We start from the raw sequence: 13,951 nt of genomic DNA, 5'->3' as shown, positions 1-13,951 counted from the left end.
CGCCTTCCAAAGGCGGTTTTTTTATGCCCGCGCGCGCACGCGCCAGGCCTGCGCCAGGCAGTCCTCCACATACGCCATGAAGGCCCGCACCTTGGGCGTCAGCGCCGAGCGGTCGGCCACGCACAGGTAGATGTCCATGGGCGAGGTCTGTGCATAGGCCTGGTGGGGTTGGGCATATTCGAACAGCGGCACCAGTTGCCCGTTCTCCAGGTAAGGCCGCGCCACGAACTCGGCCAGGCGCACGATCCCACCCCCCATCACCGCCATCTGCGCCAGCACGTCGATGTCATCGCTGATCGACACATCCCCGAACTCGGCATCGAAACGCAGGCCGTCACGCACAAAGCCCCACCGCAGAAAGCGGCCGTCCACCGGGTAACGGAACACCAGGCAGCGATGCCCCTTCAAGGCTTCCGGGGTGCCGGGCCGGCCGGCACGCTCCAGGTAGGCAGGCGCTGCGCAACAGATGAACGGGATCTGGGCAACGTGCCGCGCCAGCAGGCCGTCTTCCAGCTGGGGGGTGATGCGCACACTCACGTCAATCGACTCGCGCGCGTGGTCCACACGCCGGTCGCTCGTAAGCAATTCAATTGAAAGCTGCGGATAGCGCAGGTTGAATGCCGGCATCAGGGGCGCCAGCACATAGCGCGCGAAGGCCGAAGAAGAGGAGATGCACAACCGGCCCTGGGGTTCGCCGTCATCGGCCGTGACGGCCAGCTGCGCCAGCTCCAGATCACGCTCCACATGCCTGACCTTGTCGTAATAGGCGCGACCATTGGGCGTCAACGCCATGCTGCGGGTGGTGCGGGCCAGCAGGCGCACTTGCAGATGGGCTTCCAGGCGCGCGATGTTCTGGCTCACTGCGGCGGCGCTCAAGCCCAGGGTGCGGGCCCCACCGGCGATGCTGCCAGCCTCGACCACCTTGATGAAACTGCGTATCGAGCCCAACAGGTTCACGGCCAAACTCCAGGATTCGTAAGGTTCTCTTTATAAAGACCTAAGCCGGCGTCGTCTACCTCGTACCCTGGCAGCCTGCTAGTCTGGCGCCTCCCCTACCCTCAGGAGCCTGCATGACCAGCCAGACCCGCCCTCGCCCACGCCTGAAACTCGGCGTACGCGCCACCCCCTACGTATTCGCGTTCTACATGTCGTCGATCATGGCGCTGTTGATGTGCTTCGTGATCACCGCCGCCAACAGCGGCGTCGGCGAGCATTACCTGGCCAATGTGCTCAAGGCCTACCAGCTGGCCATGCCGGTGGCCTTCGCCTGCGTGCTGGTGGTACGGCCGATCGTGCTCAAGCTGGTGGCCTGGACCGTCCACCCGGGCAAGGCCTGAGCCCGCCTCAGGGCTGCGAGGCGATGGCCTTCTCGATGGCAGCCCTGAACGCCGGGTCGTCCGGCTTGGTCAGGCTGGAGAAGCTGGCCACCACCTTGCCCTGACGATCGACCACATACTTGTAGAAATTCCACCTGGGCGCATTGCTCTGCCTGGCCAGCTCGCGAAACAGCGGCGTGGCGTCGTCGCCGCGCACCTTCTGTGGCTCGGTCATGGTGAAGGTCACGCCGTAGTTGGCATAGCACACCTTGGCGGTCTTCTCGCTGTCGGCGTCTTCCTGCTTGAAGTCGTTGGACGGCACCCCGAGCATTTCCAGGCCCTGCCCGTGATAAGCCTTGTAGGTGCTCTCGAGCCCTTCGAATTGCGGCGCGAAGCCGCAATAGCTGGCGGTGTTGATCACCACCAGCGGCTTGCCGGCGAAGCGCTCGCACAGGTTCACCTGTTCCTTGGCGCGCAGCTTGGGCAACTCGCCCTGCAGCAAGGCCGGGCAGTCGGCGGCCAGCACGGCCCCCGAACCAACCAGGATCAATAGCGGTACCAACAGCCAGCGTGCGTACATGGTGCGTCTCCCTTGCCTGAGTGCAGGGGTTCAGCTTACGCCTAGCACACGCCCATGCCCAACTGCATCAGCGCCAGACCACCCTGGTGCCAGCCCCACCACACCAGCGCCAGCACCAGGCCAGCCAGCACCAACGCTACCAGGCGCGCGGTCATGCCGCCTCCGGCCGCGCCTGCAGCCGCGCCACCGGGCGCTCGCGCACCGGCCAGTTGAGCGCGGCAGCCAGCAGGCTGAGCAGGATCGAGATCTGCCACACCAGGTCATAGTTGCCGGTACGGTCGTACACCACACCGCCCAGCCAGCCGCCCAGGAATGCGCCCAACTGATGGAACAGAAAGACGATGCCGCCCAGCATGGACAGGTTGCGCACCCCGAACAGGGTGGCGACGGTGCCGTTGGTCAGCGGCACCGTCGACAGCCACAGCAGGCCCATGGCGATACCGAACAGGTAGGCGCTGAACTGGGTCACCGGCGCCCACAGGAACAGCACGATCACCACCGCCCGCAGCAGGTACAGGGTGGTCAACAGGCGCGGCTTGGACATGCGCCCGCCCAGCCAGCCGGCGGTGTAGGTGCCGACGATATTGAACAGCCCGACCAGTGCCAGCACCGTGGTGCCGATGGTGGCCGGCAGGTGCTGGTCGACCAGGTAGGCCGGCAGGTGCACGCCGATGAACACCACCTGGAAACCGCACACGAAAAAGCCCAGCGCCAGCAACCAGAAGCCCGAGTGCGAACAGGCTTCGCGCAGCGCCTGCATCAGGGTCTGTTCGTGCCCCTGGCTGGGCAGCGGGTTATCGCGCAGCATGCCCACCAGCGGCACGATGAAGGCCACCAGCAGGCCCAGCACCAGCAATGCCGCCGACCAGCCCAGCCAGCCGATCAGGCCCAGGGTGCCCGGCAGCATCGCGAACTGGCCGAAGGAGCCTGCGGCGCTGGCGATGCCCATGGCCATGCTGCGCTTGTCTGCCGGCACGGCACGTCCTACCACACCCAGGATCACCGAGAACGAGGTGCCCGACAGGCCGATGCCGATCAGCAGCCCGGCACTGAGCGACAGTGACCACGCCGAGTCCGCCATGCCCATCATCACCAGCCCCACGGCGTAGAGAATGCCGCCGATGATCACCACCTTGGCCGCGCCCAGGCGATCGGCCAGGGCACCGGCAAACGGCTGGGCCAGGCCCCAGATCAGGTTCTGCAAGGCGATGGCGAAGGCGAACACTTCGCGCCCCCAGCCGAATTCGGCGCTCATCGGCGCCAGGAACAGGCCGAAGCCATGCCGCACCCCCAGCGACAATGCTAGGATCAGCGCCGCCCCCAACAGCACCCAACCGCTCGTGCGCCATACCGATGTCATTCTTGTTCTCCCAGACCGCCGCAAGGTTACACGGGTATATACCCGCTTATTGGTGTAATACGCTCAAGCCAACTGTTCCAACAGGCGCACCAGTTCATCGCGCTGACCTTCGCCCAGGTTGCTCACCAGGGCATCCTGGGCCTGCTCCCAGGCAGGCGTGGCGGCCACCAGGCGCGCCAGGCCCTTCTCCGTCAGCAGTACGATGCGGTTACGCAAGTCGGCACCTTCGGCCAACGCCACCAGGCCGTCGGCTTCCAGCACCCGCACGTTGCGACCCAGCGTGCTGCGATCCAGGCCCATGGACTCGGCCAGCACCGAGATGCTGGGCTGATCGAGACGCTGCAGATGCCGCAGCAGGGAAAACTGGGCGACATTGATGCCGAAGCCCACAAGGGCTTCGTCATAGTGCCGGCTGACCCCACGGGCGGCCCGGCGCAGATGAGTACAGATGCAATGGCTCTTCAACATAGATGCGTGTATATACCCGTAGTTATCAGGATGCAAGCGTTCAGTGGGGTGCGCCATTGAGGGCAAGGCGTTTTCGAATCGGTTCCAACAGGCTGGAGGGCGTGCGCTTGAGCGGGTCCGGCAGGCCCTTTTCGATCGCCTGCCAATAAGCCCACGGCACTTTGGCGCTGCCCAGCTCGTAGTCCATCCCGTCCCAGCTGTCTTCGCGAAAGCTGTAGAAGGCCCAGTGCACCTGCTGGCGATCTAGGGTGCCCAGTACATCCTCCAGATAGGTGGTACAGCCCGCCCAGCGGCGCATGCAGCCGAACTCGCCGGCCACCAGGCGATTGGCCGGCACCGCGTGCCTGCCGGCCCAGTCCAGCGGGCGCTGCAGATACTGCTGCACCCGGGCCTTGTTCCATTGCGCAACGCTGCCGCCAAAGGGCGCGGGCCCAGGGTAGGCATAGGGCGTGGCGCGCTCCAGGTTGGGCGCGCTGGTGGCCGCGTAGGGTTCGTACATGTGAAAGCTGTAGAGCAGGCGCTGGTCGTCGAGCGCGCCAGGCCAGTACTCGAAGGCATCGGCCGCGGCGTACCAGCCGGCATCGAGCATGATCGGGGTGAGTGGATCGACTTCGCGTATCGCCGCCACCAACTGGCGATACAGCGCCGGCAGGTCGCGGGTGCTGCCCTGCTGCTGTCGGTACCAGGCGCGCATCTGCTCGGCGCTGGCGTGCTCGGCCAGGCCGCCGAGTTTCTCGGGCGCCGGTTCGTTGATCAGGTTGTAGGCCGCCACCGCCGGATGGTCCTTGAGCGCCCGCGCCAGGTCACGCCAGAAGTCGGCGGCCTGGGCCCAGTAGGCCTTGTCCTGCCAGAGCCGGTCATCGAACTGGCCGGCGTTGTTCTGTGCCCAGCGCATGCCGGGCAATGAGAGGGGCGTGATAACGACCTTGAGGCCTGCGGCGTGCGCGCGGTCCAGGGTGGCCTTGAGCGTGGCAAGGTCGGTGGCCGGCAGCCCTTGGTAGGTATCGGCATTACCGAGCAGAAAATCACGCTGCGCCGCTTGCCACTTGTCATAGGACAACCGCACCCAGCTCGCCCCGTAGCCGTGCAGCGCCTCGAAATAGGCCTGGTCGGGCGGCAGGCGGTTGAAGCTGTTGCCGCCATGGCGCGGCGTGTTCCAGAAGTCGATCAGGTCGGCGGCGTGGGCCGGCAGGGACGAACAGGCGATAAGGCAGGCCAGCAGTTGGTTGCGCATCGGGGCACCCCGCAAAGACAGAGGGACGTAAGGCTAGCGCCTGCGAAGGCTGACCACGTGCTGCATTCAGTTGCAAAACACTACAGATTCATGACCGCAGCGAAGAGCTCCTGACAGCCCCTTCAGAGTGCCAGGCTTACCACCACCGCCAGCTCCAGCAGCTCCAGCAACGCCCCTGCTGTATCCCCGGTGGTGCCCCCCAGGCGCTTGAGCATCACCTGGCGCAGCAGCGCGAACACCAGCAGCGCCACGCCCACGGCCAGGATACCGTTCCATCCCGCCAGCACCAGGCACCCCAAACCGGTAGCCAGCAAGACGGTTTTGGCTTCGCCACGCGGCAGATGCTCGGCCAGCGCCTGTCCCAGGCCGCCTGCGCGCACATACGGCGTGCACAGGAACAACCCCAGCATCGCCGCCCGCCCCAGTACCGGTGCCAGTAGCAGGCCCACCGCCTGCCCGCTGTCGACCAGCGCGAGCAACGCGCAGAACTTGAGCAGCAGCACCAGTACCAGCGTCACCACCGCAATCGGCCCGCTGCGCGGGTCCTTCATGATCGTCAGGGTGCGTTCGCGATCGCCGAACCCGCCCAGCCAGGCATCGGCGCTGTCGGCCAGGCCATCCAGGTGCAACGCACCGCTCAACCACACCCAGACGCACAGCAGCAGGGCGGCCTGCAGCATCGGCGGGCTGCCCGCCAGCAGCGCGCTGGCGGCCCACAGCACCCCGCCGAACAACAGCCCCACCAGCGGGTAGCACAGCAGGGAGCGCCCCATCTGCTCGGGCGCGGGCATGCCCGCCAGGCGCACCGGCAGGCTGCTGAGAAACTGCAGGGCAATCCAGAACGCCTGCATCAGGCGGCTTCCGTGAAACGACCGTCGGCCGCGCAATGCAGACGGTGCACCGCGCCGTGCCCGACCACCACCTGCAGCAGCTGCTCGCGCGGCAGGCCGCGGGCACGGGCCAGCAGCAGGCGCATCACGCCGCCGTGGGTCACCAGCAGCACGCGCTCGCCGGCGTGGGCCTGATACGCCCGCGCCATGGCCGCCAGCACCCGCTCGGCAAACGCCGTGACCGGCTCGCCACCCGGCGGCGTGAAGGCATAAGGGTCGGCCCAGAACAGCCCCAGGCCCTGTTCGTCGGTAAGCATGAGGTCGGCGGTGCTGCGCCCCTCCCAGTCGCCGAAGTGCAGCTCCTGCAGGCCGGCCTCCAGTTGCATGGGCACGCGCACCTGATCGGCAAGTTCTTCGGCGAATCGCGCGCAGCGCTGCAGCGGCGAGCTGATGATCCGCGTCCACGGCCCGCCCTCGACCACAGCCGCACGCATCTGCGCCCAGCCAAGTTCGGTCAGCGCGTCGTCCAGGCTGCCGCGCAGCCCACCGCCCAGTTCGGTTTCACCATGACGCAGCAGGTCGACGATCATGTATCGCGGTCCGCCACCGCCGCCTCGGCGAAGGTCGCCATCTGCCCGTGCAGGTCGCAGGCCATGCGCAGCAGCGGTACCGCCAGCGCCGCCCCGCTGCCCTCGCCCAGGCGCAGGCCCAGCTCCAGCAGCGGTTGCGCCTGCAACGCTTCGAGCACCCGCTGGTGCCCGGGCTCGGCGCCGCGATGACCGAACAGCAGCCAGGCCCGGCAACCGGGGTTGATGCGCGTTGCAACCAGCGCCGCCACGGTGCAGATAAAACCGTCCACCAGCACCACGATGCCTTGCTGCGCGCACGCCAGGTACGCCCCCACCAGCGCGGCAATCTCGAAGCCGCCAAAGCACAACAGCTGCTCCAATGGGTCGTCGGCCAGCGCCGCGTGGGTGAGCAGCGCGCGTTCGATCACGCGGGTCTTGTGTTCGACACCGGCAGCATTCAGGCCAGTGCCGGGGCCGGTCAGCTCGCCAGGGGTGCATTTGAGCAATGCACTGGCCACCGCACTGGCAGAGGCCGTGTTGCCGATGCCCATTTCGCCGCCGATGAACAGTTGCGCCCCGGCATCACGCGCACGCAAGGCGCTCTCGCGCCCGGCCTGCAGCGCCAGGCGCCCCTGCTCGGTGGTCATTGCCGGCACCTGGGCGAAGTTGGCGGTGCCCGCCCCGATGCGCAGATGGCGTACACCGGCAAGTTCCAGGGTCAGGTCGACCGTCCCCAGGTCGACCACCTCCAGCTGCGCACCCAACTGGCGGGCCAGCACGCTGATGGCTGCGCCGCCGCCGACGAAGTTCTGCAGCATCTGCCGCGTGACCACCTGCGGATAGGCCGAAACCCCCTCGGCCACCACGCCGTGATCGCCCGCGAAAATCGCGATCCATACCTGCCGCACGCCAGGCTTGAGCTTGCCCTGCAAGCCCGCCAGCTCCACCGCAACCTGCTCCAGCCGGCCCAGTGAGCCGGCTGGCTTGGTCAGCTCGCGCTGGCGCTCCAGCGCCTGTTCGCGCACAGTCAGGTTGATCGGCTGACACGCGTTCTGCCACCAGTTTTGACTCATGTTCAGGCTCCCTTGAGCGTAAGTGGCAGGCCGGCAACGGTCAGCACCACGTGCTGGCAACGTTCGGCAATGGCCTGATGCAGCCAGCCGGCTTCATCGACGTAACGACGGGTCAGCTCGCCCATGGGCACCACGCCCAGGCCGGTCTCGTTGCTGACCAGGATGATTTCACCCGGCAACTGCGCCAGGCAGTCCAGCAGTGCATCGCGCTCGGCGGCCAGGCGCTCGGGGTCTTCGAGCATCAGCAGGTTGGTCAGCCACAGGGTCAGGCAGTCCACCAGCAGGCAACGCTCGGGCGCGGCGGTTTCGCGCAGCACCCGCGCCAGCGCCAGCGGCTCCTCGATCAGCGCCCACTCGGCAGGGCGACGCGCACGGTGCAGTTGCACGCGTGCATTCATTTCACCGTCCAGCGGCTCGCTGGTGGCGATATAGGTCACCGCCAGCGCGCTGTCGACGGCGTATTGTTCGGCCAGGCGGCTCTTGCCCGATCGGGCGCCGCCAAGAATCAGCTTGAGCATGTCAGTCCAGCCCGCAGAGTTGACGAAGCCGGGCGCCGTCCAGGTGCGTGTCCACCAGGTCGGCCAGGCGTTCGATGTCCAGTTCACGCAGAGCATGGTAGTCCACCTGCTGCACATCGTTCAGGCCAGCCCAGCGCAGCAGCGCCGTGCACGAATGCGGCGACTCGAACAGGCCGTGCAGGTAGGTGGCCAGGATCTGCCCGTCGGCGCTGACCGCGCCATCGCTGCGACCGTCGGCCAACTGTACGGCGGGCTGCGCCAGCGCCGGCCCGCGGGTGACCCCGGCATGGATCTCGTAGCCACTGACGGGCGCCTGCTCCAGGTTCAGCGTGCCGCTGACATTGCGCAGCTGCTTCTCGGCCTCCAGTTGCGTGCTGTAGTCCAGCCAGCCCAGGCCCGCGCTGCTGCCGGCGGCGCCTTCCAGGCCCAGTGGGTCATGCACGTGGGTCCCGAGCATCTGCAGGCCACCACAGATGCCCAGCAGTTTGCCGCCGTAGCGCAGGTGGCGGGTTATCGCCTCTTCCCAGCCGCGCTCGCGCAGGTGCGCCAGGTCGCTGCGCACGCTCTTGGAGCCTGGCAGGATGATCAGGTCGGCCGGCGGTATCGCGTCGCCCGGCCCGATGAACTGCAGATCCACCTGCGGATGCAGGCGCAGCGGGTCGAAGTCGGTATGGTTGCTGATGCGCGGCAGCACCGGCACGATCACCTTGAGCACCTGCGCGGCTTTCTGGCCCTGGCGCCGGTCCAGGCCATCCTCGGCCTCCAGATGCAGGTCCAGCACATACGGCAGCACGCCCAGCACCGGCTTGCCGGTACGCGCCTCGAGCCAGTCCAGGCCGGGCTGCAGCAGGGCGATGTCGCCACGAAAGCGGTTGATCACGAAGCCCTTGACCCGCGCCTGCTCGCTGGGCGACAGCAGCTCCAGTGTGCCGACCAGGTGTGCGAACACCCCGCCGCGGTTGATATCGGCGATCAGGATCACCGGGCAGTCGACCGCCTCGGCAAACCCCATGTTGGCGATGTCCCCGGCCCGCAGGTTGATTTCGGCCGGCGAGCCCGCGCCCTCCACCATCACCACCGGGTAGGCGTCGCTCAGGCGCTGGTGCGAGGCCAGTACCGCCTGCATGGCGATGGCCTTGTAGTCGTGATAGGCCACCGCGTTCATGCTGGTGACCGCGCGGCCATGCACGATCACCTGGGCTCCGGTCTCGCTGTTGGGCTTGAGCAGTACCGGGTTCATGTCGGTGTGCGGCGCCAGCCCGGCGGCCTGGGCCTGCACCGCCTGGGCGCGGCCGATTTCGCCGCCGTCGGCCGTCACCGCACTGTTGAGTGCCATGTTCTGCGGCTTGAACGGCACGACACCCACGCCCTGGCGCGCCAGCCAGCGGCACAGCGCGGTCACCAGGGTGCTCTTGCCGGCATCGGAGGTGGTGCCTTGCACCATCAGGGTGGTCATGGGTGTTCCTTGCGGTAGTCGTCCAGCGCCTGGACCAGGCGCTGCCAATCGGTGTCGGTGGCCGGCAGGCCGAAACGCAGGCTGCCCAGGTGCTCGAACAGGCGCAGCAGGATGCCGCGCCGCGCCATGAACTGGTGCAACTGCGCGGCGTGGGCAAGCTCCAGGTACTGGAACAGGTCGCAGCCGCCGGCCGGCGTGAAGCCGGCAGCATCGAGTACCTGCGCCAGGCGTGCGCTGGCCTCGGCGCAGCGGGTGATCTGGCGCTGCTGGGCGCCATGGTCGAGCAGGCAGGCCTGGCCCAGCACACGCGTGGGCCCGGCGATCGACCAGGGCCCCAGTTGTTCGGCCAGCAGCTGCAGCAGTTGGCGTTCGGCCAGCACGAAGCCCAGGCGTACACCGGCCAGGCCGAAGAACTTGCCGAACGAGCGCAGCACGATCAGCCCGTTGCGCCAGGTTTCGGCGGCGATGCTGTGTTGCGGGGTGTTGTCCATGAACGCTTCATCCACCACCAGCCAGCCACCGCGCTGGGCCAGGCGGGCGTGCCAGCCCAGCAGGCGCTCGGCGCTCAACAGACGCCCGGTGGGGTTGTTGGGGTTGACCACCACCAGCACATCGAGGCTGTCGAGAAAGAACTCCACCTCGGCCTCGCCGACTTCACGCACGCGGTGCCCGGCGCGCCGCCAGCCCTCGGCATGTTCGGCGTAGCACGGCGACAGCACACCGACCTTGCCACTGCGACGCAAGCGCGGCAGGGCCTGGATGGCGGCCTGGGACCCGGCCACCGGCAGCAGTTGCGGCACGCCGTAGTACTCGCGGGCCGCCTGCTCCAGGCCATCGTCGGTTTCGGGCAGGCGTGCCCAGGCGCGCAACGGGATCTCGGGGATCGCGAAGGGCCACGGCGCGATGCCGCTGGACAGGTCGACCCAGTCCTGCACTGCGATGCCGTACTCCAGCACCGCCCGTTGCAAACGACCACCGTGTTCAAGCATAGAATTGCGCCCCCACGCACAACAGCAGCAACCACAACCACACGCCCTTGCACACCAGTTGCCAACCACGCTCGATGGCGTCGGCATCGGCCGGCGGGCCTACGCCCAGTTGCGGGCGCTGGTGCAGCTCGCCGTGGTACACCGCCGCGCCGCCCAGCTCGACACCCAGCGCACCGGCGCCAGCTGACATCACCGGGCCGGCGTTGGGGCTGTCCCACAACGGCGCCTGACGGCGCCAGCAGCTCAGTGCCAGGCGCGTCCTGCCCAGCACCGCGTAGGTCAGGGCCACCAGCCGCGCCGGAATATAGTTGAGCAGATCGTCGATGCGCGCTGCGGCCCAGCCAAAGCGCTCGAAGCGCTCGTTGCGATAGCCCCACATGGCATCCAGGGTATTGCTCAGGCGATACAGCACCACACCTGGCGCCCCCGCCACCACGAACCAGAACAGGGCGGCGAACACTGCATCACTACCGTTCTCCAGCACCGATTCGGTGGCGGCACGCGCCACGGCGGTGTCATCCAGTTCGTCGGTTTCACGGCTGACCAGGTAGCCCACGCGGCGGCGCGCTTCGTCCAGGTCGCCGCCACGCAGCGCCTCGGCCACGGGCCGTACATGTTCGCCAAGGCTACGCAGGCCCAGCGCGCAGTACAGCGCCAGTATCTCCACCAGCCAGCCGATGTAGGGCAGCCACGACAGCACAGTCACCAGCAAAGTCAGGGGCACCACCGCCAGAAACCACGCGGTGACGCCATGGCTGCGCCAGCCACGACCGCCGGCATTGAAGCGTTGTTCCAGGCGTCCGGCATAACGGCCGAACGCGACCAGCGGGTGCGCACGCCGGGGCTCGCCCAGCAAGGCATCCAGCGCCACCCCGGCCACACTCAGCAAGGCCACACTCATCAACGCTCTCCCCAATGGTTTTCGTAGAGCATCTCGCTCAATGGCCGCTCGCGGGCCCAGCCTTCGAGCACCAGCATGGGCGCCTCGTAGAACGCCTCGACCGGGCCCAGGCACAGTACCGCCAGCGGTTTGGCACCGGCCGGCATGCCCAGCAGGTCGGCCAGTGCCTGCGGTTCGAACAGCGACACCCAGCCCATGCCCAGGCCCTCGGCACGGGCCGCCAGCCACAGGTTCTGGATGGCGCACGACAGCGAGGCCAGGTCCATTTCCGGCAAGGTGCGACGGCCGAAGATGTGCGCCTCGCGCCCGTCCATCAGCGCCGCCACCAGCACCTCGGCGCAATCGTTGATGCCCTCGACCTTGAGCCGCATGAAATCGTCAGAACGCTGCCCCAGTGCCTCGGCGGTGCGCACCCGCTCCTGCTCCACCAGCGCCTGGATCTGCTGGCGCAGCTCGCGACGGGTGATGCGGATGAAACGCCAGGGCTGCATCAGACCCACGCTCGGGGCCTGGTGCGCCGCCTGCAGCAGGCGTGCCAGCAGCTCGGGGGCCACCTCGCCGCCGCTGAAATGGCGCATGTCGCGACGTTCGCCGATGGCGCGGTAGACCGCCGCGCGCTCGGCGTCGTTGAAGGCCTGGTCGCTCATGGTGCCAGCAGCGCCGCCAGCGCAGACGGGTTGGACGGGAAGTAGAAATGCACATACGAGGCCGTCAGCCGGCCGCAACGGTACACCGCCTCGGCGCCGCGCCCGCCGTTGGGGCTTTGCCCGCGGGCGATGGGTTCGAGCGCGGTGCTGGTCAGCGAATGGTGATAGGTATGCCCGCGCAGGGTGCCCTCGGGCAGCTCTACCGCTTGCAGGGCCAGGGCCGCCAGGCGCTTCTGCATCACCGCCTCGCCCGGCAGCAGGCCGGCCAGTTCGGCCCGTTCGCCGGCCACATCGGTCAGTGCATCGAGCAGGTAGAGCATGCCGCCGCATTCGGCCAGCAAGGGCTTGCCGGCCTGGTGATGGGCCCGGATCGCCGCCAGCATCGGCGTGTTGGCGGCCAGCGCATGGTGGTGCAGCTCAGGGTAGCCGCCGGGCAGGTACAGGCTGTCGCAGTCTGGCAGCAGGCGGTCGTGGATCGGCGAGAAGAAGCTCAGCTGTGCGCCCATCTCGCGCAACAGGTCCAGGCTGGCGCCATAGGTGAATGCGAAGGCTTCGTCGCGCGCCACGCCGATCCGCACGCCGGCCAGCAGTGGCTCGATGCTGCGCGGCTGCGGCGCATCGAAGGCCACCGCCGGCGGCAGGGCCGACTCGCAGCTGTCGCCCAGGGCGTTGGCGGCGGCGTCCAGGCGCAGGTCCAGGTCGGTCAGTTCACTGGCCTGCACCAGGCCCAGGTGGCGGCTGGGCAGTTCGATGCCGGTTTCCCGCGACAGCCCGCCGTACCAGCGCAGGCCTTCGGTCAGGCTGCCTTCGAGCAGTTGCGCGTGACGCAGCGAGCCCACACGGTTGGCCAGCACGCCGGCAAACGGCAGGTCGGGCTGGTAGCGCGCCAGGCCCAGGGCCAGCGCGCCGAAGGTCTGGGCCATGGCCGTGCCGTCGATCACCGCCAGCACCGGCACGCCGAAATGCCGCGCCAGGTCGGCGCTGGACGGCGTACCGTCGAACAGCCCCATCACCCCTTCGATCAGGATCAGGTCGGCGTCGGCGGCGGCTTCCCACAGCAGGCGCCGGCTTTCCTCGGCGCCGACCATCCACAGGTCCAGCTGGTACACCGGGGCGCCACTGGCGCGCTCCAGAATCATCGGGTCGAGAAAGTCCGGGCCACACTTGAACACCCGGACCTTGCGCCCCTGGTTGCGGTGCAGGCGCGCCAGTGCGGCCGTCACCGTGGTCTTGCCCTGGCCAGATGCAGGTGCCGCGATCAGCACCGCCGGGCAATGACGGGTTTGCCTCATAGTTCCACGCCCTTCTGGGCACGGATGCCGGCCTGGAAGGCATGCTTGACCATGCCCATCTCGGTCACGGTGTCGGCCAGCTCGATCATCTCGGGCTTGGCGCCGCGGCCGGTGACGATCACATGCTGCATCGGTGGGCGTGCCTGCAGGTCGCCGAGCACCTGGTCGAGGTCGAGGTAGCCGTGCTTGAGGGCGATGTTGAGCTCATCGAGCACTACAAAACCGATGGCCGGGTCCTGCAGCAACTGGCGCGAAACCGCCCAGGCAGCCTCGGCGGCGGCGATGTCGCGCTGGCGGTCCTGGGTTTCCCAGGTAAAGCCCTCGCCCATCACGTGGTAGCGCACCTGTTCGGGGAAGCGGCGGAAGAACAGCTCCTCGCCGGTGCTGTTGCGGCCCTTGATGAACTGCACCACGCCACATTGCATGCCGTGGCCCAGGGCCCGCGCCAGCATGCCGAAGGCCGAGCTGCTCTTGCCCTTGCCGTTGCCGCTGAGTACCAGCAGCAGGCCGCATTCGTTGGGCGAGTTGGCAATGCGTTCGTCGATTACCGCTTTTTTGCGCAGCATGCGCGCCAGATGGCGTTCGTCGCGATCGGTGGTGTCGGTCATCGGAGGCTCCGTGGGCAACTGGCGCGCACAGGGACCGGGGGGATCGAGTCGGCGCGACAGCAGGTTGGCGATGGCACACGGAAAACGCGCAGGCCCTGCCACTGGCCGGG

Annotated in this window: 16 protein-coding genes; 1 reads left to right on the top strand and 15 read right to left on the bottom strand. The window is 67.9% G+C overall.

Annotated elements, in window-relative coordinates:
• Positions 1-21: 21 nt before the first annotated feature.
• Positions 22-957, bottom strand: a complete 936-nt coding sequence (locus DN387_RS02615) for a LysR family transcriptional regulator (protein ID WP_054914683.1) — start codon at positions 955-957, stop codon at positions 22-24.
• Between the two features lie 113 nt (positions 958-1,070).
• Between DN387_RS02615 and DN387_RS02610 the strand changes: the two genes are divergently transcribed.
• On the top strand, positions 1,071-1,337 hold the full coding sequence (locus DN387_RS02610; RefSeq protein WP_043862527.1) for a DUF2798 domain-containing protein: 267 nt from the start codon (positions 1,071-1,073) through the stop codon (positions 1,335-1,337).
• A gap of 7 nt (positions 1,338-1,344) precedes the next feature.
• Here the strand turns inward: DN387_RS02610 and DN387_RS02605 are convergent, their stop codons facing one another.
• The 14 genes from DN387_RS02605 to cobO form a co-directional block, all read right to left on the bottom strand.
• The gene (locus DN387_RS02605; RefSeq protein ID WP_054914684.1) at positions 1,345-1,896 is read right to left on the bottom strand and encodes a glutathione peroxidase; all 552 of its coding nucleotides are present in this window, start codon (positions 1,894-1,896) and stop codon (positions 1,345-1,347) included.
• Positions 1,897-2,047: 151 nt separating this feature from the next.
• Entirely contained in the window at positions 2,048-3,256 is a 1,209-nt protein-coding gene (locus DN387_RS02600; protein ID WP_043862529.1) for an MFS transporter, read from the bottom strand.
• A gap of 63 nt (positions 3,257-3,319) precedes the next feature.
• Complete coding sequence (locus tag DN387_RS02595; RefSeq protein WP_054914685.1) at positions 3,320-3,724, bottom strand: MarR family winged helix-turn-helix transcriptional regulator; 405 nt, start codon at positions 3,722-3,724, stop codon at positions 3,320-3,322.
• Between the two features lie 40 nt (positions 3,725-3,764).
• Positions 3,765-4,958: a glycoside hydrolase family 5 protein gene (locus tag DN387_RS02590; RefSeq protein WP_054914686.1), complete on the bottom strand. Its 1,194-nt coding sequence runs from the start codon at positions 4,956-4,958 to the stop codon at positions 3,765-3,767.
• A gap of 122 nt (positions 4,959-5,080) precedes the next feature.
• On the bottom strand, positions 5,081-5,809 hold the full coding sequence (locus tag DN387_RS02585) for an adenosylcobinamide-GDP ribazoletransferase (protein ID WP_054914687.1): 729 nt from the start codon (positions 5,807-5,809) through the stop codon (positions 5,081-5,083).
• Complete coding sequence (cobC, locus tag DN387_RS02580) at positions 5,809-6,378, bottom strand: alpha-ribazole phosphatase family protein (protein WP_054914688.1); 570 nt, start codon at positions 6,376-6,378, stop codon at positions 5,809-5,811. Before cobC ends, DN387_RS02585 begins: the two co-directional genes overlap by 1 nt.
• Positions 6,375-7,430, bottom strand: coding sequence for a nicotinate-nucleotide--dimethylbenzimidazole phosphoribosyltransferase (gene cobT / locus DN387_RS02575; RefSeq protein ID WP_054914689.1), 1,056 nt, complete (start codon positions 7,428-7,430; stop codon positions 6,375-6,377). The genes cobC and cobT overlap by 4 nt, the downstream gene beginning before the upstream one ends.
• A gap of 2 nt (positions 7,431-7,432) precedes the next feature.
• Positions 7,433-7,948 carry a bifunctional adenosylcobinamide kinase/adenosylcobinamide-phosphate guanylyltransferase gene (gene cobU / locus DN387_RS02570; protein WP_054914690.1) on the bottom strand — a complete coding sequence of 172 codons (516 nt, stop codon included), beginning with the start codon at positions 7,946-7,948 and terminating at the stop codon, positions 7,433-7,435.
• A gap of 1 nt (position 7,949) precedes the next feature.
• Positions 7,950-9,404, bottom strand: coding sequence for a cobyric acid synthase (locus DN387_RS02565; protein ID WP_043862536.1), 1,455 nt, complete (start codon positions 9,402-9,404; stop codon positions 7,950-7,952).
• Positions 9,401-10,393, bottom strand: a complete 993-nt coding sequence (gene cobD / locus DN387_RS02560) for a threonine-phosphate decarboxylase CobD (protein ID WP_054914691.1) — start codon at positions 10,391-10,393, stop codon at positions 9,401-9,403. The genes DN387_RS02565 and cobD overlap by 4 nt, the downstream gene beginning before the upstream one ends.
• Complete coding sequence (cbiB, locus tag DN387_RS02555) at positions 10,386-11,294, bottom strand: adenosylcobinamide-phosphate synthase CbiB (RefSeq protein ID WP_054914692.1); 909 nt, start codon at positions 11,292-11,294, stop codon at positions 10,386-10,388. Before cbiB ends, cobD begins: the two co-directional genes overlap by 8 nt.
• Positions 11,294-11,941, bottom strand: a complete 648-nt coding sequence (gene bluB / locus DN387_RS02550; protein WP_043862539.1) for a 5,6-dimethylbenzimidazole synthase — start codon at positions 11,939-11,941, stop codon at positions 11,294-11,296. Before bluB ends, cbiB begins: the two co-directional genes overlap by 1 nt.
• The gene (locus DN387_RS02545; RefSeq protein ID WP_043862540.1) at positions 11,938-13,233 is read right to left on the bottom strand and encodes a cobyrinate a,c-diamide synthase; all 1,296 of its coding nucleotides are present in this window, start codon (positions 13,231-13,233) and stop codon (positions 11,938-11,940) included. The genes bluB and DN387_RS02545 overlap by 4 nt, the downstream gene beginning before the upstream one ends.
• Positions 13,230-13,841 (bottom strand): cob(I)yrinic acid a,c-diamide adenosyltransferase, encoded by a 612-nt coding sequence (gene cobO / locus DN387_RS02540; RefSeq protein ID WP_054914693.1) that lies wholly within the window; start codon positions 13,839-13,841, stop codon positions 13,230-13,232. Before cobO ends, DN387_RS02545 begins: the two co-directional genes overlap by 4 nt.
• Positions 13,842-13,951 lie beyond the last annotated feature (110 nt).

Origin of the sequence: Pseudomonas sp. FBF18 (assembly GCF_024261405.1) — a bacterium.
In the GTDB taxonomy this organism is placed as follows: Bacteria; Pseudomonadota; Gammaproteobacteria; order Pseudomonadales; family Pseudomonadaceae; genus Aquipseudomonas; species Aquipseudomonas palmensis.
Note: the sequence above shows the minus strand (reverse complement) of the source record. Positions and strands in the feature narration are given on the sequence as shown.

Bases quoted from the DNA above. Each gene is read 5' to 3' on its own strand.
- DN387_RS02610 (WP_043862527.1), top strand. From the start codon at position 1,071: ATGACCAGCCAGACCCGCCCTCGCCCACGCCTGAAACTCGGCGTACGC.
- DN387_RS02605 (WP_054914684.1), bottom strand. From the start codon at position 1,896: ATGTACGCACGCTGGCTGTTGGTACCGCTATTGATCCTGGTTGGTTCG.
- DN387_RS02600 (WP_043862529.1), bottom strand. From the start codon at position 3,256: ATGACATCGGTATGGCGCACGAGCGGTTGGGTGCTGTTGGGGGCGGCG.
- DN387_RS02595 (WP_054914685.1), bottom strand. From the start codon at position 3,724: ATGTTGAAGAGCCATTGCATCTGTACTCATCTGCGCCGGGCCGCCCGT.
- DN387_RS02590 (WP_054914686.1), bottom strand. From the start codon at position 4,958: ATGCGCAACCAACTGCTGGCCTGCCTTATCGCCTGTTCGTCCCTGCCG.
- DN387_RS02585 (WP_054914687.1), bottom strand. From the start codon at position 5,809: ATGCAGGCGTTCTGGATTGCCCTGCAGTTTCTCAGCAGCCTGCCGGTG.
- cobC (WP_054914688.1), bottom strand. From the start codon at position 6,378: ATGATCGTCGACCTGCTGCGTCATGGTGAAACCGAACTGGGCGGTGGG.
- cobT (WP_054914689.1), bottom strand. From the start codon at position 7,430: ATGAGTCAAAACTGGTGGCAGAACGCGTGTCAGCCGATCAACCTGACT.
- cobU (WP_054914690.1), bottom strand. From the start codon at position 7,948: ATGCTCAAGCTGATTCTTGGCGGCGCCCGATCGGGCAAGAGCCGCCTG.
- DN387_RS02565 (WP_043862536.1), bottom strand. From the start codon at position 9,404: ATGACCACCCTGATGGTGCAAGGCACCACCTCCGATGCCGGCAAGAGC.
- cobD (WP_054914691.1), bottom strand. From the start codon at position 10,393: ATGCTTGAACACGGTGGTCGTTTGCAACGGGCGGTGCTGGAGTACGGC.
- cbiB (WP_054914692.1), bottom strand. From the start codon at position 11,294: ATGAGTGTGGCCTTGCTGAGTGTGGCCGGGGTGGCGCTGGATGCCTTG.
- bluB (WP_043862539.1), bottom strand. From the start codon at position 11,941: ATGAGCGACCAGGCCTTCAACGACGCCGAGCGCGCGGCGGTCTACCGC.
- DN387_RS02545 (WP_043862540.1), bottom strand. From the start codon at position 13,233: ATGAGGCAAACCCGTCATTGCCCGGCGGTGCTGATCGCGGCACCTGCA.
- cobO (WP_054914693.1), bottom strand. From the start codon at position 13,841: ATGACCGACACCACCGATCGCGACGAACGCCATCTGGCGCGCATGCTG.